This is a genomic window from Antarcticimicrobium luteum (assembly GCF_004358185.1).
Taxonomy (GTDB): domain Bacteria; phylum Pseudomonadota; class Alphaproteobacteria; order Rhodobacterales; family Rhodobacteraceae; genus Antarcticimicrobium; species Antarcticimicrobium luteum.
Genome location: NZ_SMUV01000074.1, coordinates 388284 through 410878, shown reverse-complemented (window position 1 = coordinate 410878; position 22595 = coordinate 388284). Strand labels below are relative to the sequence as shown.

General features: G+C 67.4%; 20 protein-coding genes. 7 read left to right on the top strand and 13 right to left on the bottom strand.

From position 1 onward, the window contains the following. Positions 1 to 46 precede the first annotated feature (46 nt). From ccoG to ccoS, 4 genes are all read left to right on the top strand, one after another. Positions 47 to 1483, top strand: coding sequence for a cytochrome c oxidase accessory protein CcoG (gene ccoG, locus E1832_RS22060; protein WP_206021091.1), 1437 nt, complete (start codon positions 47 to 49; stop codon positions 1481 to 1483). Positions 1484 to 1485: 2 nt separating this feature from the next. After that, the gene (locus tag E1832_RS22055; RefSeq protein WP_133361937.1) at positions 1486 to 1944 is read left to right on the top strand and encodes a FixH family protein; all 459 of its coding nucleotides are present in this window, start codon (positions 1486 to 1488) and stop codon (positions 1942 to 1944) included. Between the two features lie 231 nt (positions 1945 to 2175). Further along, positions 2176 to 4359, top strand: coding sequence for a heavy metal translocating P-type ATPase (locus tag E1832_RS22050; protein ID WP_133361936.1), 2184 nt, complete (start codon positions 2176 to 2178; stop codon positions 4357 to 4359). Between the two features lie 4 nt (positions 4360 to 4363). Continuing rightward, positions 4364 to 4522, top strand: coding sequence for a cbb3-type cytochrome oxidase assembly protein CcoS (gene ccoS, locus E1832_RS22045; protein ID WP_133361935.1), 159 nt, complete (start codon positions 4364 to 4366; stop codon positions 4520 to 4522). 39 nt (positions 4523 to 4561) lie between these two features. Here the strand turns inward: ccoS and E1832_RS22040 are convergent, their stop codons facing one another. Continuing rightward, on the bottom strand, positions 4562 to 6598 hold the full coding sequence (locus E1832_RS22040; protein WP_133361934.1) for an NADH:flavin oxidoreductase: 2037 nt from the start codon (positions 6596 to 6598) through the stop codon (positions 4562 to 4564). Positions 6599 to 6827: 229 nt separating this feature from the next. Between E1832_RS22040 and E1832_RS22035 the strand changes: the two genes are divergently transcribed. Beyond that, positions 6828 to 8489 (top strand): ArnT family glycosyltransferase, encoded by a 1662-nt coding sequence (locus tag E1832_RS22035; RefSeq protein ID WP_165978950.1) that lies wholly within the window; start codon positions 6828 to 6830, stop codon positions 8487 to 8489. Positions 8490 to 8495: 6 nt separating this feature from the next. Here the strand turns inward: E1832_RS22035 and E1832_RS22030 are convergent, their stop codons facing one another. The 4 genes from E1832_RS22030 to lptF form a co-directional block, all read right to left on the bottom strand. Further along, on the bottom strand, positions 8496 to 9962 hold the full coding sequence (locus tag E1832_RS22030; RefSeq protein WP_133361932.1) for an ArnT family glycosyltransferase: 1467 nt from the start codon (positions 9960 to 9962) through the stop codon (positions 8496 to 8498). Further along, complete coding sequence (locus E1832_RS22025) at positions 9928 to 10245, bottom strand: lipid-A-disaccharide synthase N-terminal domain-containing protein (protein ID WP_245514083.1); 318 nt, start codon at positions 10243 to 10245, stop codon at positions 9928 to 9930. The genes E1832_RS22030 and E1832_RS22025 overlap by 35 nt, the downstream gene beginning before the upstream one ends. Next, positions 10242 to 10994: a glycosyltransferase family 2 protein gene (locus tag E1832_RS22020; protein ID WP_133361931.1), complete on the bottom strand. Its 753-nt coding sequence runs from the start codon at positions 10992 to 10994 to the stop codon at positions 10242 to 10244. Before E1832_RS22020 ends, E1832_RS22025 begins: the two co-directional genes overlap by 4 nt. A 221-nt stretch (positions 10995 to 11215) precedes the next feature. Beyond that, the gene (gene lptF, locus E1832_RS22015; RefSeq protein ID WP_133361930.1) at positions 11216 to 12349 is read right to left on the bottom strand and encodes an LPS export ABC transporter permease LptF; all 1134 of its coding nucleotides are present in this window, start codon (positions 12347 to 12349) and stop codon (positions 11216 to 11218) included. A gap of 141 nt (positions 12350 to 12490) precedes the next feature. Here lptF and E1832_RS22010 point away from each other — a divergent pair, with 141 nt between their 5' ends. After that, positions 12491 to 14080: a GMC family oxidoreductase gene (locus tag E1832_RS22010; protein ID WP_206021090.1), complete on the top strand. Its 1590-nt coding sequence runs from the start codon at positions 12491 to 12493 to the stop codon at positions 14078 to 14080. Here the strand turns inward: E1832_RS22010 and E1832_RS22005 are convergent. The 4 genes from E1832_RS22005 to E1832_RS21990 form a co-directional block, all read right to left on the bottom strand. Then, positions 14077 to 14958 (bottom strand): EamA family transporter, encoded by an 882-nt coding sequence (locus E1832_RS22005; protein ID WP_133361928.1) that lies wholly within the window; start codon positions 14956 to 14958, stop codon positions 14077 to 14079. The two genes, E1832_RS22010 and E1832_RS22005, sit on opposite strands and share 4 nt — an antisense overlap. A gap of 56 nt (positions 14959 to 15014) precedes the next feature. Then, positions 15015 to 15647: an NAD(P)H:quinone oxidoreductase gene (wrbA, locus tag E1832_RS22000; protein WP_133361927.1), complete on the bottom strand. Its 633-nt coding sequence runs from the start codon at positions 15645 to 15647 to the stop codon at positions 15015 to 15017. A gap of 30 nt (positions 15648 to 15677) precedes the next feature. Then, on the bottom strand, positions 15678 to 16655 hold the full coding sequence (locus tag E1832_RS21995; RefSeq protein ID WP_133361926.1) for a cyclase family protein: 978 nt from the start codon (positions 16653 to 16655) through the stop codon (positions 15678 to 15680). A gap of 104 nt (positions 16656 to 16759) precedes the next feature. After that, positions 16760 to 17653: a LysR family transcriptional regulator gene (locus E1832_RS21990; protein ID WP_133361925.1), complete on the bottom strand. Its 894-nt coding sequence runs from the start codon at positions 17651 to 17653 to the stop codon at positions 16760 to 16762. 171 nt (positions 17654 to 17824) lie between these two features. On the opposite strand from E1832_RS21990, the gene E1832_RS21985 reads away from it, so the two are divergent. Next, a complete protein-coding gene (locus E1832_RS21985) occupies positions 17825 to 18466 on the top strand; it encodes a DsbA family oxidoreductase (protein WP_133361924.1) in 642 nt (213 codons plus the stop codon). Positions 18467 to 18666: 200 nt separating this feature from the next. Here E1832_RS21985 and E1832_RS21980 read toward each other — a convergent pair whose 3' ends face one another. From E1832_RS21980 to ectA, 4 genes are read right to left on the bottom strand one after another with little or no spacing between them, the layout of a single operon-like run. Continuing rightward, complete coding sequence (locus E1832_RS21980; protein ID WP_133361923.1) at positions 18667 to 20166, bottom strand: aspartate kinase; 1500 nt, start codon at positions 20164 to 20166, stop codon at positions 18667 to 18669. Positions 20167 to 20226: 60 nt separating this feature from the next. Beyond that, complete coding sequence (locus tag E1832_RS21975; protein ID WP_133361922.1) at positions 20227 to 20619, bottom strand: ectoine synthase; 393 nt, start codon at positions 20617 to 20619, stop codon at positions 20227 to 20229. Positions 20620 to 20625: 6 nt separating this feature from the next. Next, on the bottom strand, positions 20626 to 21921 hold the full coding sequence (ectB, locus tag E1832_RS21970; protein ID WP_133361921.1) for a diaminobutyrate--2-oxoglutarate transaminase: 1296 nt from the start codon (positions 21919 to 21921) through the stop codon (positions 20626 to 20628). A 51-nt stretch (positions 21922 to 21972) separates the two neighbouring features. Continuing rightward, a complete protein-coding gene (ectA, locus tag E1832_RS21965; RefSeq protein ID WP_206021089.1) occupies positions 21973 to 22503 on the bottom strand; it encodes a diaminobutyrate acetyltransferase in 531 nt (176 codons plus the stop codon). Positions 22504 to 22595: the final 92 nt, after the last annotated feature.

Sequence of the window (22595 nt, the reverse complement as noted above, 5' to 3'; positions counted from 1 at the left end):
CGCGCCAGATGTGACAAGGCCGCAACCCCAAATGCCCAGCCGGAGTATGTCCGTGAGCGATTCCAATCCCACCTCCAGCCTTTATGCCGCCCGGGAGCCGATCTTTCCGCGCCGCGTCTCAGGCAAGTTCCGCAATCTGAAGTGGGTTCTGCTCACCCTCATGCTGGGCCTTTATTATGTCATGCCCTGGTTCCGCTGGGACCGGGGGCCCAGCCTTCCGGATCAGGCGGTACTGCTCGACCTGGCCAACCGGCGCTTCTATTTCCTCTGGATCGAGATCTGGCCGCATGAGTTCTATTTCGTCGCCGGTCTGCTGATCATGGCGGGGCTGGGGCTGTTCCTGTTCACCTCGGCGCTGGGCCGGGTCTGGTGCGGCTATGCCTGCCCGCAGACCGTGTGGACCGACCTGTTCATCCTGGTCGAGCGCTGGATCGAGGGCGACCGCAACGCCCGGCTGCGCCTGCACCGGCAGAAGAAACTGGATTTCCGCAAGACGCGGCTGCGGCTCACCAAGTGGATCGCCTGGCTGCTGATCTCGGTAGCCACCGGCGGGGCCTGGGTGTTCTATTTCACCGATGCCCCGACGCTGTTCGTCGACCTCTTCACGCTCAGCGCCCATCCGGTCGCCTACACGACGATCGCGGTGCTGACCGCCACCACGTTTTTCTTCGGCGGCTTCGCGCGCGAACAGATCTGCATTTATGCCTGTCCCTGGCCCCGCATCCAGGCGGCGATGATGGACGAGGATACCATCACCATCGGCTACCGCGAATGGCGCGGCGAGCCGCGCGGCAAGCATCGCAAGGCCGAAGGCGCCGAACAGCTTGGCGATTGCATTGACTGCATGGCTTGCGTCAACGTCTGTCCGATGGGCATCGACATCCGCGATGGCCAGCAACTGGCCTGCATCACCTGCGGGCTATGCATCGACGCCTGCGACGATGTGATGGCCAAGGTCGGCAAGCCGCGCGGACTGATCGACTATATGGCGCTCAGCGACGAACCCTCGGAACGATCGGGCAACGCGCCCAAGAACATCTGGAAACACATTCTGCGCCCGCGCACGATCCTTTATACCACGCTCTGGGCGCTGGTGGGCTTCGGGCTGGTCTTCGCGCTGTTTATCCGTTCTGATATCGACCTGACCGTGGCGCCGGTGCGCAACCCGACCTTCGTCACCCTGTCGGACGGCTCGATCCGCAACACCTATGACATCCGGCTGCGCAACAAGCATGGCGAGCCGCGGCCATTCAAATTGTCGGTGGTGGGCGATCCGACCCTGCGGATCCAGCTCGAGGGGACGCCCTACGACTCGGTTGAGGTTCCGGCCGATACCGCGCATCTTCAACGGGTCTATGTGGTCTCGCCCAAAGGATCGGTTCCCTCCAACGCAGAAGCGACCGATATCCGCTTCTGGATCGAGGATCTGGCCAGCGGCGAGCGCGCGTACAAGGACAGCACCTTCAACGGCCGGGCAAACTGACCATGTCGGAACGCAAATTCACGGGGCGCCATGCGCTGATGCTTTTTGTCGGCGCCTTCGGGGTGATCATCGCGGTGAATCTCACGCTGGCCTACAGCGCGATCAGCACCTTTCCCGGGCTGGAGGTCAGGAATTCCTATGTCGCCAGTCAGGAGTTCGATGACCGCCGCGCCGCGCAGGAGGCTCTGGGCTGGACCGTCAACGTGTCCTATACCGGCGGGCTGGTGATCATGGCGGTGACCGATAGCGCCGGCGCCCCGGTCCGCGCCGCCAGGATCGAGGCCACCGTCGGCCGCGCGACCGAGCGGCGGGACGATGTCGCACCGGCCTTCGAATTCGACGGGACCGCCTATGTCGCCCCGGCCGAACTGCGCCCGGGGAAATGGGATCTGCGCCTCAAGGCGCTGGCCGGGAACGGCACCGAATTCACCCAGCGCCTGGTGTTCTTTGTGAAAGGCTGAGATGACCGCATTCCCCTCCACCCGCGCGGGTCCGAGCGCCCGGCCGACCGCCGCTTCGATGCGGCGGGCGCAAAGCTGGTGGAGGCCGCCGGGCCGTGACAGCCTTGCGCAGCGAACCTTGGTTCTGCGGCCTCGCCCCCGCCCCGCGGGGGACGGGGGCGGCGCGCCTGCGGCGCGCTTGTCTGCGGAACATCTGATCGGCCTTCCTTGTTCTCAACCGCGGGTATCCCCATGACCGCTGAACTCCGCCCCCCTTCGGCCGCCGCCTGTCCCGGCTGCCTCGCCGCCCCGGCTCAGCCGGTGGAGGAGGCGCCCAAGGACGCCCGTATCGCCCTGTCGCTGCCCGGCATCCATTGCCAGGCCTGCATCTCCACAGTCGAACGGGAACTGGCGGCAGCCCCGGGCGTGCAGTCGGCTCGGGTCAATCTGACGCTGAAACGCGCGATGATCGAGGCCGACCCGGATGTGCGCGCCGCCGACCTGATCCCGGTGCTGGAGCGCGCGGGATATGAGGCGCATGAGCTGGATGCCGGCGCGCTGCAGGCGACCCAGACCGACCGCGCCGGGCGCGACCTGCTGATGCGGCTGGCGGTCGCCGGGTTTGCCTCGATGAACGTGATGCTGTTGTCCGTCTCGGTCTGGTCCGGGGCGACCGATGCGACGCGGGACATGTTCCACTGGATCTCGGCCGCGATCACGCTGCCGGCCATCGCCTTTTCGGCGCAGCCGTTCTTCCGCAACGCCTGGAGCGCGCTGCGGGTGCGGCGGCTGAACATGGATGTGCCGATCGTCCTGGCCATCGTTCTGGCGCTGGCCACATCGCTTTGGGAAACCTCGCTCTCGGGCGCGCATGCCTATTTCGATGCCGCCCTCACGCTTACGTTCTTTCTGTTGGCGGGCCGTTACCTGGACTATCGCACCCGCGCCGTGGCCCGCTCGGCCGCCGAGGAGCTGACCGCGCTGGAGGTGCCCCGCGCCCTGCGGCTGACGGCGGACGGCAGCGAAGAGGAGGTTTCGGTGGCCGAACTCAGGATCGGCGATCTGATCCGTGTGCGTCCCGGCGGGCGGATGCCGGTGGATGGCGAGATCATCGAGGGGCGCTCGGAACTCGACCGCTCGCTGCTGACGGGCGAAACCGTGCCGGTCTTTGCCGAGCCGGGGCTGGGCGTCTCGGCGGGCGAGGTCAACCTGACCGGCCCGCTCACGGTGCGCGCCAGCGCGGTGGGCGAGGATACCTCGCTGCACCGGATCGCCGATCTGGTGGCGATCGCTGAATCGGGCCGCTCGCGCTATACCTCGCTGGCCGACAAGGCGGCGAAACTCTACGCGCCGGGCGTGCATATCCTCTCGGCGCTCAGTTTTGTCGGCTGGTATCTCTACACCTGGGATCTGCGCACCGCGCTGAACATCGCCGCCGCCGTCCTGATCATCACCTGTCCCTGCGCGCTGGGCCTTGCGGTGCCGGCGGTGACCACCGCCGCCTCGGGGCGCCTGTTCCGCAAGGGCATGCTGATCAAGCATTCCACCGCGCTGGAGCGGCTTGCGCAGGTCGATACCGTGGTGTTCGACAAGACCGGCACACTGACCGCCGGCACGCCGGAGCTGACCAATTCCGGCGATCACACCCGCGCCGATCTTGAGATCGCGCTGGCGCTGGCCGAGGGGTCGTCGCATCCGCTGTCCGTCGCGTTGGTCAAATCGGCGCGCGCCGCCGGGATCAGGCCCGCCACCCTGTCGGACGTGATCGAGGTGCCGGGGTATGGCACCCAGGGCATCTGGCGCGGGCGCACCGTGCGTCTGGGCCGGGCGGGCTGGGTCGGGGCCGAACAGGGCGCACAAACCGCCGCCTGGCTGTCGGTGGGCGAGGGCGATCCGCGCCCGTTCTATTTCTCCGACGCGCTGCGTCCCGGTGCGGCCGCGGCGGTCGCCGCGCTGCGCGAGACCGGCAAGGAGGTGCTGCTGATCTCGGGCGATACCGCCGGCGCGGTCGAGGCGCTGGCGCAGCGTCTGGGCATCGCCAGATGGGTGGCCGAGGCGCTGCCGCAGGACAAGGCCGCGCGCATCGCCCACCTGACCGAGGAGGGCAGGACCGTCCTGATGGTGGGCGACGGGCTGAACGATACCGCCGCGCTTGCCGCCGCCCATGTCTCGATCTCGCCGGCCTCGGCGCTGGACGCCGCGCGCGTCGCCTCTGACATCGTGCTGCTGGGCCAGGATCTGACACCGATCGCCGATGCCTGCGTCACCGCGCAGAAGGCGACCCGCCGGATCCGCGAGAATTTCCGCATCGCCACGGTCTACAACTTGATCGCGGTGCCGCTGGCGGTCGCAGGGCTGGCGACGCCGCTGATTGCCGCATTGGCGATGTCGTCGTCGTCGATTACGGTCTCGCTGAACGCGCTACGGTTGAGGTGACCCGATGGAAATGCTTTCGTACCTGATCCCGATCTCGCTGACGCTGGGCGCTGTGGGGCTGGTGGCCTTTCTCTATACGGTGCGGAGCGGCCAGTACGACGACCCCGAAGGAGACAGCCGCCGCATCCTCAGTGACGAGTTCGATGATCATCCGAAACCGTGACCGGCCCGGCGGGGCACGCCGTTTCGTACAGTTTTTCGCTCAGATCGTACGCGCCAGCCTTAGCGCATCGTAGATCGCCGCGTGGGTGTTGCGCGCCGAGACCGCATCGCCGATCCGGTACAGAAGGAAATCGCCCCCGGCACCTTGGCACCCCGGTTGCGGCGCGCCGTCGATCAGCGCCTGATAGTCCACCGCGCCGCGGTTGCGCGACCGCGGCCTGAGGTCGAAATACAGCTCGTCCAGCGGCCGCGTGCCGTGGTTGACCACCACCTGATCGAACAGCCGCTCCTCCCGGTGGGCCGAGTAATCGGTGCCGATCACGGCGCGGAGCGCGTTGCCCTCACGGTGCAGCGCTTTCAGCCGGTAGGTGACGGTAAGGCGCACGTCCTTGTCCTGCAGGCTGCGCATGTAGGGGACCAGGTTCATCCCCATCACCTCGGGCGCGAAACTGCGGTCGGGCGTCATGATCTCCACATGGGCGCCCGCATTGGCGATGATCTCGGCCGCCTGCAGTGCCGGCGGGTCGCCCGCGTCGTCATAGACCAGCACCCGCGCGCCCGGCGCCACGTCGCCAGCGATGATGTCCCAGGCGGAGATCACCAAATCGTTGCCCTCCTCAAGAACCTCGGTGTCGGGCAGGCCGCCGGTGGCGACGATGGCCACGTCGGGGGCGAGGTCCAGGATATCCCCGGCCTCGGCATAGGTGTTGAAGCGGAAGGCGACGTCATGGGCGGCGCATTGCGCCATGCGCCAGTCGATGAGGCCGATCATCTCGCGCCGGCGCGGGCTTTGCGCGGTCAGCCGCACCTGCCCGCCGGGGTCGGGGGCGGCCTCGAACACGATGACCTCGTGACCGCGCAGGGCGGCCACCCGCGCGGCCTCCAGTCCCGCCGGGCCAGCGCCGGCGATGACCACGCGTTTGCGGTCGGTGGCGGGGGCGATGGCATGCGGCACGGTCAGCTCGCGTCCGGTGGAGGCGTTGTGGATGCACAGCGCCTCGCCGCCCTGATAGATCCGGTCGAGGCAATAGGTGGCGCCAACGCAGGGCCGGATTTCGTCCTCGCGCCCGGCCATGATCTTTTGCACGATATGCGGATCGGCGATATGCGCCCGGGTCATGCCGACCATGTCCAAGAGCCCCTCGGCGACCGCATGGCGGGCGGTGGCCACATCGGGAATGCGGGCGGCGTGAAAGGTGGGCAGCCCCACCTCGGCCCGCACGCGGCCGGCGAAATCCAGATGCGGTGCGCTGCGCATCCCCTGCACCGGGATCACGTCGGTGAGATCGGCGTCGGTTTCCACCCGGCCCTTGATGATGTTGAGGAAATCGACGGTGCCGCTGTCGCGCAGCCTGCGCCCGATCTCCAGCCCGTCCTCGGCGGTGATGCCGTTCGGGGCCAGATCGTCGGCGGTGTAGCGGACACCGACGATGAACCCGGGGCCGACCCGGTCACGGATGGCGCTGAGCACGTCGAGCGAGAATTTCATCCGCGCGGACAGATCACCGTTCCAGGGCGCCTCCAGCTTGTTCTGGCGCGGCGACCAGAAGGCGTCCATCAGGTGGCCGTAGGCCTCCAGCTCGATACCGTCTAGCCCGGCCGCCTGCATCCGTTCTGCGGCGTCGGCATAGTCGGTGACGATGCGGGCGATGTCCCAGTCCTCTAGAACCTTTGGAAAGGCGCGGTGCGCCGGCTCGCGCAGGGGCGAGGGGGCGACGACCGGCAGCCAGTCGGCCTTGTTCCAGCCGGTGCGCCAGCCCAGGTGGGTGAGCTGGATCATCACCGCGCAGCCGTATCCGTGGCATTCGTCGGCCAGACTGGCCATCCACGGCACCACCTCGTCGCGCCAGGCCTGAAGATTGCCGAAAGAGGCCGGGCTGTCGCGCGAGACCAGCGCCGAGCCTGCCGTCATCACCATCGCCACGCCCCCCTTGGCGCGCTCGACGTGATAGGCGCGATAGCGGTCCTTGGGCAGCCCGTCCTCGCCATAGGCCGGTTCATGCGCGGTGGTCATGATCCGGTTCTTCAGGGTGAGGTGTTTGAGCTGATAGGGCTGGAGCAGCGGATCGGTGGTCATGGCGGTCCTGTCGGGTCGATATTTTCCGTCAAGCCTATCAGCGGGCAGACCCGCGTCGATGCAGAAAACGACAGCGCAGGGCGTTTCCGGACGACCGCGGGGGGCGGCGGCAGTGCCGCGAGGCCTTCGGCGGGCCTATGGGCGAGAGATGACGCGACGGGCGGGCGGATTGCAATGCGGAGCGGTTTCGGCCAGAGAGAAAGGCGGAAAACCAAGGCGGGAGACGCAGGTGACTTGGCGTGATCGCACAGAGCTGGCCCTGGCGGGGCTGGCGGCGGACCGGCCGGCGCGGCCGATGATCTTTGTCGCGCTGTTCGCGCTGCTGATGTTTCTGCCCGGGTTCTTCAGCCTGCCGCCGATCGACCGGGACGAGACCCGCTTTGCCCAGGCCTCGCGCCAGATGGCACAAAGCGGGGATTACATCGATATCCGGCTGGGCGAGGGGACACGGTACAAGAAACCCGTGGGCATCTACTGGCTGCAATCGGCGGCGGTGAAACTGGTTGGGGAAAGCCACGCGACCGAGATCTGGGTCTATCGCCTGCCGTCGCTGGCGATGGCGGTGGCGGCCTGTCTTCTGACCTATCTGATCGCGCTGTCGCTGGTGGGGGCGCAGGCGGCGCTGTTGGCGGCGCTGCTGATGGCGGTCTGTTTCGTGCTGGGCGGCGAGGCGCGGCTGGCCAAGACCGATGCGACGCTGCTGGCCACGGTGCTGGCGGCGCAGCTGGTGCTGGCGCGGCTGCACATGCGCGGGGCCGAGGCGGTGCGCGGCGGCTGGCCCTGGCTGTTCTGGGGCGCGATGGGCGCCTCGATGCTGATCAAGGGGCCGATCGGGCCGATGGTGGTGGGGCTGACGGTGCTGGCGCTGATCGTCCTGCGGCGCGGGGTGCGCTGGCTGGCGCCGTTGCGCTGGGGCCGGGGGCTGCTGCTGTTCGTGGCGATCGTGCTGCCCTGGTATGTGGCGATCACGGTGAAATCCGGCGATGCCTTCTGGGCCGAGGCGCTGGGCCGCGACCTGATCGGCAAGATCGGCGAGGGACAGGAGAGCCACGGCGCGCCGCCGGGCGCCTATGCGCTGGCGGTCTGGCTGACCTTCTGGCCGGCCTCGATCCTGCTGCCGTTTGGACTGTGGTATGGCTGGAGCGCCCGGCGCGAGCCTGCGGTCCTGTTCTGCCTGGCCTGGATCCTGCCAAGCTGGCTGGTGTTTGAAATCACCGCGACCAAGTTGATCCATTACGTGATGCCGACCTATCCGGCGCTGGCGGTTCTGGCGGCGGCGGGCTGGCTGGCGCGGCCTGACGGGCCGCTGAGCCGGCCCTACCGGCTGTTCCTGGCGGCGATGCTGGCGCTGGCGCTGCTGCTGGGGGCGGCGCCGCTGATCTTTTCGCTGCAATACGGCACCGGGCCGAGCGTCCTTTGGGCGCTGGGCATCGCGCTGTCGCTGGCGGGGATCTGGTCGGTCTGGACGGCGATGCGGGCGCGCGCGCGGCTGCGTGTTGTGCTGGGCATGGGGCTGTTGTCGCTGGGGTTGTCGGTGAGCCTGTTCGGCCATCTGGCCCGGTTCGGGCATATCTGGCCCTCAAACGCGCTGGCCGGCCTCTACGTGCAGGCGGCCGGGATGTGCGAGGATCCGGCCTATCTCTCGGTCGGTTATGGCGAGCCGTCGCTGATGCTGCTGAGCCGGAAACTGCCGCACTTTGTCGGCCCGGAGGAGGCGGCGGGGGCGGTGCCGGACGCGGGGGCGGGCTGCGCGTTGGTCTTTGTCGAGGATCGCCGGCGGGCGGATTTCGACATCGCCGTTTCGCGCCAGGGCGAGGTGATCGGGCGGGTGGAGGGCTTTGGCCTGGGCGGCGCGGATGCGCTGGGGATCACCGCCTATCTGTTCCGCTGATCGGGATCAGTCGGCAGCCGGCCAGCAGGTGGTGTCGCGCAGAAAGAGCGACAGGGTATTCGGGGCAAAGATGCCGGGTCCGGGTTTCCAGGTCGCCACCGGCGGCGCGCCGGGGCAGGGCGGCGTATCGCCCAGCGTGGCAAACAGGAACGACCCCCTGCGGTCGGCCGGATAGGGATGCTTCTGAGCGTAGAAATGCGGCGGGTGTTCGGGCATGGGGACGGCGTAGATATGGATCCCGCTACCCTTGGCCGCGTGAAAGAGATCGGCCAGCAGATGGCGGTTGCCCGAGACCACGGCGCTGACGCCTTGTTTGCGGGCCTCTTCGAGGATGCGCGCGCTCATCGCCTGTTGACCGACGTAGCGGCGCATCAGCAGCCGGCCGTCGCTGGCGCGGGTCCAGTTGGTGGCCTGGGTGGCGGCGAAGGGCAGAAAGGCGGTGGCGGCGAGGTTCAGCGCCAGCCCGGCCCAGAGCCACATCCGCGCCCGGTGCCAGAGCACCGGCACCACCAGCAACAGCGCGGCTGCCACGGCGGTGACCGCCCAGTTGGCATAGGCCTTGGACAGCAGCGCCTGACCCGTTACCAGGACCAGCGTCGGTGCCGACATCCAGACCAGCCAGCGCGGCTGCCAGTCCGGGCGGGCAAGGCTGCGGGCGGCGATCAGCAGGTAGGCGCCGAACAGGACCGGACCCATCACCATGAACTGCGCCAGCAGGAACTCCACCGCGCCCTGCGGATTGAGGTGGACGCCCGGCCGGCGCACCCAGTCGACGTTGTCGGCGGTATGCGACAGCGTGGTGAGGTCGTTTTGCAGGTTCCAGACCAGATTGGGCGCGATCACCAGCAGAAAGGCGAGAGCGGCGAGGGCTGCGTCGCGCCAGGCGATCCGCGCCGGGGGCAGCAGCGCCGCGCCGATCCCGGCGCCGATCACGAAATAGATCGCGGCGTATTTGGCCAGCATCCCCAGCCCGAGACAGAGCCCGAGCGCCAGAGCACGCGGTGCCGAGGGGCTGCGCGCCAGTGTCAGATAGAGCCAGAGCGCCCCGGCAAAGAACGGCAGCAGGATCGAGTCGGTGGAGATCAGCAGCGCGCCGACCGCGACCACCGGCAGGGTGACATAGGCCACCCCCACCATGGTCGCCGCGCGCCGGTCCGTCACCTCGCGCGCCGCGCCGATCAGGATCAGTGCCGTGGTGGCCTGGAACAGCACCCCGGGCAGGCGCACCCAGAAGGTGCTGTCGCTGCCCGACAGCTCGTTGAAGGCGCGCAGCACCCAGCCGATCAGCGGCGGCTTGGAATAATAGCCCCAGTCGAGCTCCTGCCCCCATTGCCAGTACTGGCTTTCGTCGACGAAAAGCTCGGCGCTGGAAAAGCCGAGCATCACCACGCGATACAGCGTGATCGCGGCGATAACCGCAACGCCGGTCCAGAGCGGATCAGGAGCCTTGGCGCGTGGTGCGTTTTTCAGCATAAATCAGCCAGAGATTGCGGAGATATATCACCACGCCCAGCGACTGGCCGAGGATAAAGACCGGATCCTGCCGGTGAATCGCATAGGCCAGAAGGGTCAGCCCGCCGGTGATCGAGAACCACCAGAACAGCTCGGGCACCACCGATCGGCGCTGCTTTTCGGAGGCGATCCACTGGATGATGAAGCGCATCGAGAACAGTAGTTGCGCCCCAATCCCGATGACCACCCAGATCAGCTCGGCCCTTGTGTCGACCTTGAAGAAGCTCAGCATCGTTTCGATCACGCGGCGGTCCCCTCGTCCCGATCCCGGGCCGCCGGGTCCACCGGGCGCACGGTCTTGGCGCGGCGGATCAGCCATGCGACCCCGATCAGGTCATAGATGCCGACCAGTGCCCGCTGCAGGTTGTTGTATTTCGAGGTGCCGCCGCCGCGTTCGCGGTGCGAGACGTCCACGTGCGCCACCTGCCAGCCGTCGCGGGCGAACAGTGCCGGCAGATAGCGGTGCATGTGGTTGAAGAACGGCAGCCGGAGAAAGGCATCGCGGCGAAACGCCTTGAGCCCGCAGCCGGTGTCGCGGGTGTGATCGTTCAACATCCAGGCGCGCAGCCCGTTGGCCAGCTTTGAGGCGATCTTTTTCGACCAGGTATCCTGCCGCTTGACCCGCTGGCCGGCGACCAGCCCCAGATCGTCGGGCGCATCGGCGGCGAGCAGCGGCGCCACCAGTTTCGGGATCTCTGACGGCGGGTTCTGCATGTCGCCGTCCAGCGTACAGATCACCTGCCCGCGCGCGGCCAGAACGCCGCTGTGCACCGCCGCAGACTGGCCGCCGGCACGCGGGTGCTGCACCAGCCGCAGCCAGGGAAACTCGTCCTGCAGGGCGCGGATCAGTTTCGCGGTGTCGTCGGAAGAGCCGTCATCGACCAGGATCAGTTCCTTATCGGGCAGCCCGGCGCAGGCGCTGTCGATCTCGCGCACCAGCGCCGAGACGTTCTCGGCCTCGTTGTGCATCGGGATCACGATGGAAAGCTGCATGGTCACGGGTCCGCCACGTCGCGTTTCATTTCTCCGGCCGAGTATAACGGGCGGAACCGGGGTTTGCACGGCATCGCCCGGCGCCCTGACGCCCCGGCCGGGGCCCACATTCGCCGGGCGCGCGACGCCTGGATCTTCCGCCGCGCTCCGGCGGGGTCTCAATACACCTTCGCAGCGATTGTTCAACGGGAATGTGCCGGGGCGGGCGGTGTCCGGCCCGGTCACGCCCCTGGCTTGTCCCGGCGCATCAGCAGGCGGATCGGCCGCCCGGCCAGGCGCAGGAACACGGCGGCCAGCGCCAGCCCGGCCACGCTGGGCAGGTACAGCAGCCACCACATCTGCGGCCGTTCGACCACCATCGGGGTGGCCAGCCCGCGCAGCGCCTCGAGAACCAGAAGGATGCCGAAGGCGCCCAGCACCTGCGGCCAGAGGCCGAAGCGCGAGAATCCGCCCAGCATCAGCGTGGCATATCCCACCAGAGGCGTGGCAATGCAGATGAAGATCCAGGCCAGACGCTCATGCAGTTCCTCGGCGATCTGGCCGCTGGAATATCTCTCTTCGCTCAGGATCCGCTCGCGTCCGGCGGGGCTGATCAGATCGGCGGTCGGAACGCCGCGGATGTTGCGCGTCAGCTCGTCGCGGCCGGCGGCCATGGCGCTGATGTCGTAAGAGAAATCCTCGAACACCGTGGTCGAGAGGGTGTTGCCCCCGGCGTCATAGCGCAGCGCCATGCCCTGTATCATCACCAGATTGATCCGCGCCCCGTCGCGCACCAGAAAGGCGCGCGCGCCGGTATAGGTGATCGGGTGGGACGGATCGCGCCGGTCGGACAGGAACACGTCGTTGAGGGTGCCGTCGCTGTCGATCTTGCCGATGTAAAAGGTCACCCCGTCGGCCGGGTGCATGAAACTGCCCTCGTTCAGCAGTTGCGCGGTGAGATCGCGCGAGACCTCGGCCTGGCGCTGTTCGAGCTGCTGGATCGAGGCCGGGCGCAGATAGGTGGTCAGAATGCCCATCATCAGCGCCGCCACCAGCCCGAAATAGAGCACGGGGCGGCCCAGCCGAAGCGGGCTCGCCCCGGTGGCGAGCATCACGGTCATCTCGCTGTCGCGGCTGAGCCGGTTGGTGGCATAGACCGCGGCGCCGAAGGCCGCCATCGGCATCACCGTGCGGATCAGTGTCGGCAGCGACAGGGTGGTGAATTCCAGAAACACCAGCGCCGACTGCCCGCCGCCGATCAGCTTGTCAAACAAGCTGACCGAGCGGGAAATCCATAGCACACCCACCAGAACCAGCAGGAAGAACGAAAACAGCACCAGAAGCTGGCGCAGTACGTATCCGTCAAATCTCGACATGGCTCTCCCGTGGTGCGCCGCGCTGCGGACCATATGGCAGTTGATGCGCCGTTGGAACCGCAATCTGGCCCGCCCGGTCTGGACCCCGGCGGGATTGTGACACAGGATCGGCGTCAATCGGAATGAGGGGGAGGCATGGGTATGAGCGGGCAGGATTACGATTACATCATCGTCGGCGGCGGCAGCGCGGGCTGCGTTCTGGCCAACCGGCTGAGCGAGGACCGCGACAGCCGCGTGTTGCTGCTGGAGGCGGGCGGGCGCGACAATTACCACTGGATCCATATCCCGGTCGGCTATCTCTATTGCATCGGCAATCCGCGCACCGACTGGTGTTTCAAGACCCGGGCTGAGCCGGGGCTGAACGGGCGCAGCCTGGGCTATCCGCGCGGCAAGGTGCTGGGCGGCTGCTCGTCGATCAACGGGATGCTTTATCTGCGCGGGCAGGCGCGCGACTATGACACCTGGCGGCAGCTCGGCTGCACCGGCTGGGGCTGGGACGATGTGCTGCCCTATTTCCTGAAGTCGGAGGACCATCACGCCGGGGCGTCGGAGGAGCACGGCGCGGGCGGCGAGTGGCGGGTGGAAAAGCAGCGGCTGCGCTGGGACGTCCTCGACGATATCGCCGACGCCTTCGAGGCGACCGGCATTCCGAAGCGCGACGATTTCAACACCGGCGACAATTTCGGGGTCAACTATTTCGAGGTGAACCAGCGCAAGGGCTGGCGCTGGAACACGGCCAAGGGGTTCCTGTCGCCGGTGCGGGACCGGGCCAACCTGACGGTGCGCACCGGGGCGCAATGCGCGCGGATCACCTTCGAGGGGCGGCGGGCGACAGGGGTGGAACTGATCGGCGGCGAGCGGTTGAGCGCGCGGCGCGAGGTGATCCTGTCGGCCGGGGCCATCGGCTCGCCGCAGCTTTTGCAGTTGTCCGGCGTGGGGCCGGGGGACCTGTTGCAAGAGCACGGCATCGACATGGTGCATGAGGCGCCCGAGGTGGGGCGCAACCTGCAGGACCATCTGCAACTGCGCTGCGCCTACAAGGTAACCGGGGCCAGGACACTGAACACGCTGTCGGCCACTCTCTGGGGCAAGGCGAAGATCGGGATGGAATACGCCCTGTTCCGCTCGGGCCCGATGTCAATGGCGCCGAGCCAGCTGGGCGGCTTTGCCTATTCCTCGCCCGATGTGGAGACGCCGGATCTGGAATATCACGTGCAGCCGCTGTCATTGCCCGCCTTCGGTCAGGATCTGGACGATTTCCCGGCGGTGACCGCCAGCGTCTGCCATCTGCGCCCGGAGAGTCGCGGCCATGTCTCGATCGTGTCGCAGAACCCTGGCGACGCGCCCGAGATCGCGCCGAATTATCTTTCGGTCGAGGCCGACCGGCAGGTTGCCGCCCGGGCGATCCGGCTGACGCGGCGGGTGATGGCGGCGGACCCTCTGGCGAAGTACCGGCCCGAGGAGTTTCGGCCGGGGCTGGAATACCAGAGCGACGAGGATCTGATGCGCGCCGCCGGCGATGTGGGTACCACGATCTTCCACCCCGTCGGCACCGCGCGGATGGGTGTCGATGCGGGCGCGGTGGTCGATCCGCAGTGCCGGGTCAAAGGGATCGAGGGGCTGCGGGTGGTGGACGCCTCGGTGATGCCGCGGATCACCTCGGGCAACACCAATTCGCCCACCATCATGATCGCCGAGAAGGCCGCCGACATGATCCGCACCGGCGCCTAGGCCGGGCGGGCGCGCGCGCGGCGGGGCAGCGGTCCGCGCGCCGCCCGCTGGCCCAGCCAGACCGAACCCAGCACCGTCACGGCGCCCGCCATCTGCATCGGGCTCAGCGCCTGCCCCAGCAGGCCCCAGCCCAGCAGCACGGCGGTGACCGGGCTCATCATCCCCAGCATCGAGAGCGCGCCGGGGTCGATCCGGGCGATGCCGCGGAACCACAAAAGATAGGTCAGCGCGGCGCCGATCAGGCCGAGATAGAGCATTCCGCCGATGTTTTCGGTGGAGAGCGTGGGCAGCGGCGGCTCGGTCAACAGCGCCACCGGGATCAGCAGCAGCCCGCCGGCGGTGAGCTGCCAGGCGGTGAAGGTGAGCGGTGGAACGGGGGGCTGCCATTTACGGCTGAAGACGGTGCCGGCGGCCATCGACGCCGCCCCGCCGAGACCCGCCGCCACACCGAGCGGATCGAGCGCGGCGCCGCCGCGCAGCACCAGCAGCGACACGCCGCCGAGGCCCGCGAGGGCGGCCAGCACCGAGAGGGCGCGTATTGGATGGCCCATCGCCAGCCTTGCCAGCCCCAGCACGATCAGCGGCTGCGTCGCCCCCAGCGTCGCCGCCACCCCGCCGGGCAGGCGGTAGGCGGCGACGAAGAGCAGCACCCAGAAGATGGCGAAGTTGAACGCGCCCAGCAGCAGCACCCGGCCGAGCCAGGCGCGCGGCGGCAGGTGGCGGACGACCAACAGGAGCAGAAGCCCGGCGGGCAGCGCGCGCAGCACCGCCAGCGTCACCGGGTAGCCCTGCGGCAGGAACTCGGTGGTCACGAAATAGGTGCTGCCCCAGATCGCCGGGGCCAGCGCGGTAAGGATCAGATCGGTGCTGCGGGACATCGGAGCCTCCTGTGAAAGGGAATGGGCGGGGCGCTCGCCGCCCCGCCGGGCCGCGCTCAGGCGGCTTCGGTTTCGGCTGAGGCGGGCGCCGAAGCGGCCAGCCGTGCGGCGATCTGCGCCACGTGGCGGCCCTGGAACCGGGCGCCCTCCAGCTCGGTCTCACTGGGTTGGCGCGACCCGTCGCCGCCCGCCACGGTGCCCGCGCCATAGGGCGAGCCGCCCACGATCTCGTCCATCCGGGTCTGGCCGGCGAAGGTATAGGGTAGCCCGGTCACCAGCATCCCCATGTGCATCAGCGGCAACTGGGTGGAGAGTATGGCGGCCTCATGCCCGCCGTGTTGCGAGCCGGTCGAGGTGAAGACACCGCCGACCTTGCCCACCAGCGCGTTCCGCGCCCAGAGCCCGCCGGCCATGTCGAAGAACTGTTTCATCTGCGCCGCCATATTGCCGAACCGGGTGGGGGTGCCGATGATGATGGCGTCGTAATCAGGCAGATCGGCGACCTGCGCCACGGGGGTGTCATCCTCGACGAAGCCCGCTTGCGCGCGGATCTCGGCGGGAACGGTTTCGGGCACGCGGCGGATATCGACCTGAACGCCCGGCACAGAGCGCGCGCCGTCGGCTTCGGCTTCGACCATCTGACGGATGTGGCCGTAGCTGGAGTAATAGAGAACCAGAACTTTGGTCATTGGAGGGATCCTTTCGGGGGAGGGAGAGGGTTACTTGATGGGCAGCGCCACGGGGCGCATCGGGGCGGCATCGGCGCCGCGCAGCTTGAGCGAGCCGCCGATGAAGGCGAATTCGTGGAGGCCCTCGGCGGCGAGCTCTTCGAGATAGACGAGCTCCATGATCGGGACGCCCTGCTGGGCCAGCAGATAGGTGTGGACCGGCACGTAGTTGCCTTCGATCTCGGAGGGGAAGGCCTCGAAGCTCAGGTTGTCGGCGCCGACGATCATCGCGCCGGAGTCCTCGGCGAGGAAGCGCGCGGCCGCGATCCCGAGACCCGGCGGGTTGTGCATATAGGCGCCGGCATCCTCGTAATCGGCCATCCGCCCGGTGCGGATCAGCACCACGTCACCCTTGGCCAGTTCGGTGCCCTGAGCGGCCAGCGCCGCGATCAGATCGTCGCGGGTGATGCGGTAGCCCTCGGGCAGCATGGCCAGCCCCTTGGCGCCGGCCACGTCGATCAGCACGCCGCGCGCGACGATCGGCGGGATGGTCTCGGCGCCGGTGACGGTCCAGCCGGTATCGCCCAGATGGTCGTCGGCGGCGAAATGGTTGTAGATCCTGCCGTCGAGGCCGAAGTGGTTCAGCGCGTCGATATGGGTGCCGGTGTGGGTGTACATCGAGATCGCCGAGCCGGTGTAGCTGACATGCGCGCCGATCTCTTCGCCGACGCCGAGCGGGTCGGAGATCGCGGCGCCGCGCGGCGTGTGGGTCATCCAGAACTGGTAGCGGGGATCGCCGGCGGCGTGCCAGCCGGGCATGCCGATGAAATATTCGACCGACAGGTCAAAGGCGCGGCCGCCGTCGAGGCGCGACAGGATCGCGGCGCGCGAGGCCTCGGTCATCAGGTTGAGCGCGCCGAGCTCGTCGGCGGGCCCCCAGGGGCTGCTGCCCACGGTGGCGGTATCGGCGGCGGCCGGCGCGGCCAGCGTCAGGGCCAGCAGGGCGGCGGAGAGGATCTTTGGTGTCATGGCATCGGTCCGGGATTTGTTGGCGATGCCGGAAAGATGCCTGTTGACCGGGCGCGGAATAACCGGCCCGGGCGCAAGTCACTCTTAACGAGTATTGAAGAATGTCAGCGCGGACTGCGCAGTGCGGTTTGCAGGAAATCGAGGAAGGCCGCCGTTTTCGCATCGGCGGCGAGGCGCGAGGCGGTGACCGCGTAGACATGGCGCGGTGGCAGGTCGTGGTCGGGCAGCACCCGGATCAGATCGCCCTTGGCCTCGGGCGCGTTGGAGATGAAATCGGGCAGCGCGCCGATGCCCATCCCGGCGATCATCATGTCGCGCAGCACCAGGCTGGAGCCGATCATGTGGCGCGAATGCAGCGGCACGGGGATGACCCCTTCGGGGCCGGTCATCTCCCACTGGCCGGTGGCGGAGGAGAGCAGGAATTCCAGCGTCTGGTGGTCTGTCAGATCCTGCGGGGCCTGCGGGATGCCATGCGCGTCAAGGTAGGCGGGGGCGGCGAAAAGCGCCTGACGCACCGGCGCGATGGGGCGGGCGATCAGGCTGGAATCGGGCATGTCGGGCCGCACCCGGATCGACAGGTCGAAGCCGCCCTCGATCATATCGACAACGCGGTCGTCGAGCGACAGGGTCAGGTTCAGATCGGGGTTCCGGGCGAGAAAACCGGGCAGGATGGGGGCCAGCGCGGTGACGCCGAAAGAGTGCGGCGCGTTCACCCGAAGCCGCCCGGCGACGGTGCCCGCGCCCTCCCGCACCCGGTCCTCCATCTCGGCCACCTGGGCGAGCAGGCGGCGCGCCTCGTCATAGTAAAGCTGCCCGTTCCCGGTCAGCGACATGGTGCGTGTCGTGCGGGTCAGAAGGGTGCAGCCGAGGCTTTGCTCCAGCAGTTTCACGTCGCGGCTGAGCAGCGCGGCGGAAACGCCCAGATCCTCGGCCGCGCGGCTGAAACTGCCGCGCTCGACGATGCGGCAAAAGGCCTTCATCACCGACAGCTTGTCCATGCTCTGATCCCTGTTCGCGGCGCGCCAGACCCAAGGCTAGCAGAGAAACGGGTCGTGCGCGACAGGGCATTCCTCAGCCTGCGTTAAGAGTGAGTTGCGCGGGCCGTGCTTATTCGCGGTGATTTGTCCGGTCATTCTGCCGATGGACTTTTCAGGACAAGGAAACAGGACATGACCCGGCTGACCCTCGATTTCTATCACGACGTGGTATGTGGGTGGTGCTTCAATCTCTCGCCGCGGCTGCACCGGCTGGCGGAGGAGTTCGGCCTAAAGGTGCGTCACCGCAGCTTTGTGTTGCAGGACAGCCCGGCGCAGATGGTGGCGGTCTTCGGCTCGATGCAGCAGGCCAAGGCGGTGATCCTGGGCCATTGGGTGGCCTGCCGTGCGGCCAGCGACAGGCCGGATGCGTTCAATATCGAGGACATGCGCACGGCGCGGTTCGACTATCCGCACGGGCTGCCGGCGGCGCTGGCCTGCAAGACGGCCGAGCGGCTGGCGGGGCAGGCGGGCCACGGACGCCTGTTCGACGCGCTGCAACGCGCCCATATCAGCCAGGCGCGCAACGTGGCCGATCCCGGCGTCATCGCGGCGGTGGCGGCAGAGGCCGGCTTCGATGCGGTGGAGTTCGGCCGGGTCATGGGGCAGGACGCCACCCGCTCGGCGGTCGAGGCGGATCGCAAGCTGGCGCGGCGGCATCAGGTCGCCTCGGTGCCCACGGTGATCGTCGAGGAGACCGGTGCGAGGCTGGTCAACGGGCCAATGGCCGATCTGCGCGCGCAGATCCGGGCGAACCTGCGGTTGGCGGAGGTGTGAGGCACAAGGTTGCCTTGCCCGGAATCGAGGCGCGAACCGCCGCCGGGCGGCGCCATGCGGCCCCATCGCACCAAAGGTGCGCCAGCAATCGTCTGCACGCCTGCGGCGTGACCGGCGGGCGCGGCCCTCTGTCGGGGTGGGGAATTAACGCAAAAGGGGCGGGACCATAAGGCCCGCGCCGTCCTCCCTGTCCGACCCTGTCAACTCGCGTTGCTGAGCTGAAATCCGGTTTCCGGCGCCTGTGTCGGCGGCGCCTTGCGCTCCAGCCGGATCGGCTGCGTGCCGCTCGCCGCCGGCTTTTCGATCAGCGCCCGGTGCAGCGTCTTGATCGCCCTGTCGCGGTCGTCCTTGGCGACGAGGAACTGGATGTCGACACTGCCCGGCAGGTGCTGGACCGCCAGCGGCGTGATCTGTGCCGCCTGCAGCGCGGCCAGTCCGGCCTGGGTGGCGTTCAGCCCGTTCAGGTCGCGGCCGATCACCGAGACCAGCGCCAGCCCCTGCACCGTCACGTCGGCATTGGGGAACTTCTCGGTCAGGTCGTGCTCGGACCGGCGCACCGCCTTGAGCGGCGCGTCGAGGTAGTGGGTGATCGTGTTGGCGTTGGTGCCCTTGGACACGATGTGCACCTTGTGCCGCGCGAGGATCTCCAGCACGCTCTGATCATAGCCCTTCACGCCGACCATGTCCTGTTCGAACAGCGACAGCGCATAGGTGTTCAGCCCGGTCACGATCTCGGCTGCCGGCGCTTCGGCCGGGGCATCGTCGATCAGTGTGCCCGGATCGCCCGGATCGAAGGCGTTGGTCACCCGCAGCGGGATGCCCGCCTTGCGCAGCGTCTTGGCCGCGTTGGGGTGGATCGCCTCCATGCCCAGATTGGACAGCTGGTCGGCCACGTCGTAGTTGGTGTGGCCCAGCTTGCGCACCGCGTCCTCGCCCACCAGCATCGGGTCGGCCGAGGACAGGTGGAATTCCTTGTGGATGATCGCTTCGTTGGCCTGGGTCAGGGCGGCGATGTTGGAAAACGTCACCTCGGAATAGCCGCGGTCGAACTCGCGCATCAGCCCTTCGGTGCACTGGGCATAGCCGGTGACGATGGGCATCTCGGTGGCAAGGTCGACCTGGTCCAGGCCGGCGAGAATACGCTCTTTCAGGCTGTGCTCCTCTTCGTCGCGCCAGCCGCTGAGGTCGACGAACCGGGCGTTCACACCGGCGCGTTGCAGCAGCAACGTGGTGGCAAAGGCGGAATGCGCCTCGCCCAGACCCGACAGCAGCTCGCGGATCACCATCATGTGGCTCGACAGGCGGAAATGCCCGTAGGAGCACAGCCGCCGCAGATCGAACAGGCACGAGCGTGCGCCTTCGATCCGCTCGCGCACGAACTCGTCGGCGGCGGTCAGGTCGGCGGGATGATCGAGCACGGCGCTGTGCGCCTCGCGCATGGCGTCGGCCACGCGGGTCAGCCCGTCCAGCCAGTCGTGGCCGTTGTCGTCATTGGCAAACAGCGCATAGACGCCGGGCGTGCCGGTCTTCTTGTGCTCCAGCAGCAGGTTGGTGATGCCGCCGAATGCAGAGACAACAAAGATACGGTGATACAACTCGGCATCCTTGCGGGGGCCGATGAAAAGCGTATCGCGCAGCTCGCGGATACGGCTCATGGAGGTGCCGCCGATTTTCTCGACGGTATGGTTGGGAAAACTCACGGGGGGGATTACCCGGCGGTGTGCGCCGGGCCTCCTTTGTTCAGTTCCGGGGCAGGTGGCTCAGGCCGATTCCAGCGCGTAGGAGCCGTCGGCCTGATGCACCTCGTTGCCGGTCACCGGCGGGTTGAAGCAGCAGGCCATAACCAGCTCTTCCTCAGCGCGCAGGGTGTGCTTGTCATGCTCGTTCAGAGCATACATCACGCCCGGCTTGATCTCGTATGTCTCGCCGGTGGCCAGATCGGTGATCGAGCCCTTGCCCTGCATGCAATAGACGCTCTCGAAGTGGTTCTTGTAATGGAACGTATGTTCCGAGCCGGCCTCAAGAAAGGTGATGTGGAAGGAAAACCCCATCCCGTCGTCGGCCAGCAGCATCCGAACCGAGGACCATTGTGCGTCGGAGACGACGCGATTGGGCTCGGTCTTGGTGATTTCGTTGAAGTCGCGAACGATCATCGGTTGTTACTCCGCTGCAATGCTTTTGGGTTCTTCGGACAGGACCTCGCGGGCCGCTTCCAGCAGGATGTTCAACCCCTTGCGGAAGACATCCTCCGGCGTGGTGAGGGGGGCGAGAACCTTGACCACTTCATCTTCGGGGCCCGAGGTCTCGATGACAAGCCCCTTGCCGAAGGCATGGGCGCAGATCCGGCCGGCCAGCTCGCCCGAGCCGACATCGACCCCCTGCATCAGCCCGCGACCTTTCAACCGTGCGCCGGGGATCATCTCGGCCAGCTCGCCCAGGGCGGTGGTCAGGATCATCGCCTTTTCGACCAACGTTTTCTGGAACGCGTCGTCGGCCCAGAATTTCTCGATCGCCACGCGGGCGGTGACGAAGGCGTGGGTGTTGCCGCGGAAGGTGCCGTTATGCTCGGCCGGGCCGAACACGTCGTATTGCGGGCGCACCAGCGTCAGGGCCATCGGAAGGCCAAAGCCCGAGATGGATTTCGCCATCGTCACGATGTCGGGCACGAATCCCATCTCTTCGAAGGAGAAGAAGGTTCCGGTGCGGCCGCAGCCAGCCTGAATGTCGTCGATAATCAGCAGCGCGCCATGCTCGTGGGCCAGGTCGGCAACGCGCTTGATCCACTCGGGGCGCGCCGCGTTCAGCCCGCCTTCGCCCTGCACGGTTTCCAGCAGGATCGCCGCCGGCGCGTCGAGGCCGCTGGAGGTGTCGCGCAGCATCGCCTCAAGGAAATCGGCGGTATCGACGCCCTCGCCGAAATAGCCGTCGAAGGGCATCCGCGTGACGCCGTGCAGCTCGATCCCCGCGCCGCCGCGGTGATAACCGTTGCCGGTGGCCGCCAGCGCGCCCAGGGTGACGCCGTGAAACCCGTTGGTGAAGGCCACGATATTGGTGCGCCCGGTCACCTTGCGCGCCAGTTTCATCGCCGCCTCGACGGCGTTGGCGCCGGTCGGTCCGGTGAACATGACCCGGTGATCCAGATCGCGCGGCTTCAGGATATGGGTTTCGAACGCCTGAAGGAACGCGGCCTTGGTGTCGGTGTGCAGGTCCAGCGCATGGGCCAGCCCATCATCGGTCAGATGCTCGATCAGGGCGATCTTCATGTCCGGATCGTTGTGGCCGTAGTTCAGCGACGAGCAGCCGGCGAGAAAGTCGATATAGCTGCGTCCCTGGGTGTCGGTCATTTCCGAGCCCCGGGCCGAGGTGAAGACGGTGTCGAAGCCCCGGCAGTAGCTGCGGGCCTCGGATTCGCGGCGTTCAAAGATCTTGATTTCGGCTGACGTGTCAGTCGACATGAGTAATCCTTCCAGAAAAAGATTTGAGAGCACGGGCGGGCGCAGCATCGCTTAGGCCGCTTTCTTCATCCGCCCCGGCAGTTTGATGGTGACCATGTATTCGGTGGGGTGCAGCCCCATGAAGTGGTCGTCGCGGATGAAATGCGGCTGCGATTCGAATTGGCCGAACCGGCGCTCGCAGAAACGGCGGAACAGGCTCCACGAGGCCTCGTTGTCGCGCGTGATGGTGGTTTGCAGGCGAGTGACATCCTCGCAGGCGTCGCGGTCCAGGATATGACCCAGCATCTTGGTGCCCAGACCCATCCCGCGCGCATCGGGGGACACGGCGACCTGCCAGACGAACAGCGTGTCCGGCTCGCTGGGCATGACATAGGCCGAAACCCATCCCAGAATCGCACCGTCCAGTTCGGCCACGACGCAGGTGTCGCGGAAGTGATCGCACTGGATCAGGTTGCAATACATGGAATTTTCATCGAGCGGCTTGCATGCGCGGACCAGGTCCCAGATCGCGCCGCCATCTTCTGCGGCGGGTTTGCGCAGGGTGGGGCGCGACTTGTGCGGCATGTTGGTTGCCTGTGCCATGACGAATTCGGTTCCTCCGGTTGCTTCGATTGTCAAAGTAACGTCGCGCGCGAAAACTTCAACATGTAAAAGCAAAAATACGCTATGAGCGC

What these genes read in the sequence shown, in the direction of transcription:
- E1832_RS22020 (WP_133361931.1), bottom strand. Translation starts at nt 10,994, where the DNA reads ATGCAGCTTTCCATCGTGATCCCGATGCACAACGAGGCCGAGAACGTC.
- E1832_RS22040 (WP_133361934.1), bottom strand. Translation starts at nt 6,598, where the DNA reads ATGACCACCGATCCGCTGCTCCAGCCCTATCAGCTCAAACACCTCACC.
- lptF (WP_133361930.1), bottom strand. Translation starts at nt 12,349, where the DNA reads ATGTCGAGATTTGACGGATACGTACTGCGCCAGCTTCTGGTGCTGTTT.
- E1832_RS22030 (WP_133361932.1), bottom strand. Translation starts at nt 9,962, where the DNA reads ATGCTGAAAAACGCACCACGCGCCAAGGCTCCTGATCCGCTCTGGACC.
- ccoS (WP_133361935.1), top strand. Translation starts at nt 4,364, where the DNA reads ATGGAAATGCTTTCGTACCTGATCCCGATCTCGCTGACGCTGGGCGCT.
- ectB (WP_133361921.1), bottom strand. Translation starts at nt 21,921, where the DNA reads ATGTCGACTGACACGTCAGCCGAAATCAAGATCTTTGAACGCCGCGAA.
- E1832_RS21985 (WP_133361924.1), top strand. Translation starts at nt 17,825, where the DNA reads ATGACCCGGCTGACCCTCGATTTCTATCACGACGTGGTATGTGGGTGG.
- E1832_RS21975 (WP_133361922.1), bottom strand. Translation starts at nt 20,619, where the DNA reads ATGATCGTTCGCGACTTCAACGAAATCACCAAGACCGAGCCCAATCGC.
- ccoG (WP_206021091.1), top strand. Translation starts at nt 47, where the DNA reads ATGTCCGTGAGCGATTCCAATCCCACCTCCAGCCTTTATGCCGCCCGG.
- E1832_RS22005 (WP_133361928.1), bottom strand. Translation starts at nt 14,958, where the DNA reads ATGTCCCGCAGCACCGATCTGATCCTTACCGCGCTGGCCCCGGCGATC.
- E1832_RS22050 (WP_133361936.1), top strand. Translation starts at nt 2,176, where the DNA reads ATGACCGCTGAACTCCGCCCCCCTTCGGCCGCCGCCTGTCCCGGCTGC.
- ectA (WP_206021089.1), bottom strand. Translation starts at nt 22,503, where the DNA reads ATGGCACAGGCAACCAACATGCCGCACAAGTCGCGCCCCACCCTGCGC.
- E1832_RS21990 (WP_133361925.1), bottom strand. Translation starts at nt 17,653, where the DNA reads ATGGACAAGCTGTCGGTGATGAAGGCCTTTTGCCGCATCGTCGAGCGC.
- wrbA (WP_133361927.1), bottom strand. Translation starts at nt 15,647, where the DNA reads ATGACCAAAGTTCTGGTTCTCTATTACTCCAGCTACGGCCACATCCGT.
- E1832_RS22010 (WP_206021090.1), top strand. Translation starts at nt 12,491, where the DNA reads ATGAGCGGGCAGGATTACGATTACATCATCGTCGGCGGCGGCAGCGCG.
- E1832_RS21995 (WP_133361926.1), bottom strand. Translation starts at nt 16,655, where the DNA reads ATGACACCAAAGATCCTCTCCGCCGCCCTGCTGGCCCTGACGCTGGCC.
- E1832_RS22055 (WP_133361937.1), top strand. Translation starts at nt 1,486, where the DNA reads ATGTCGGAACGCAAATTCACGGGGCGCCATGCGCTGATGCTTTTTGTC.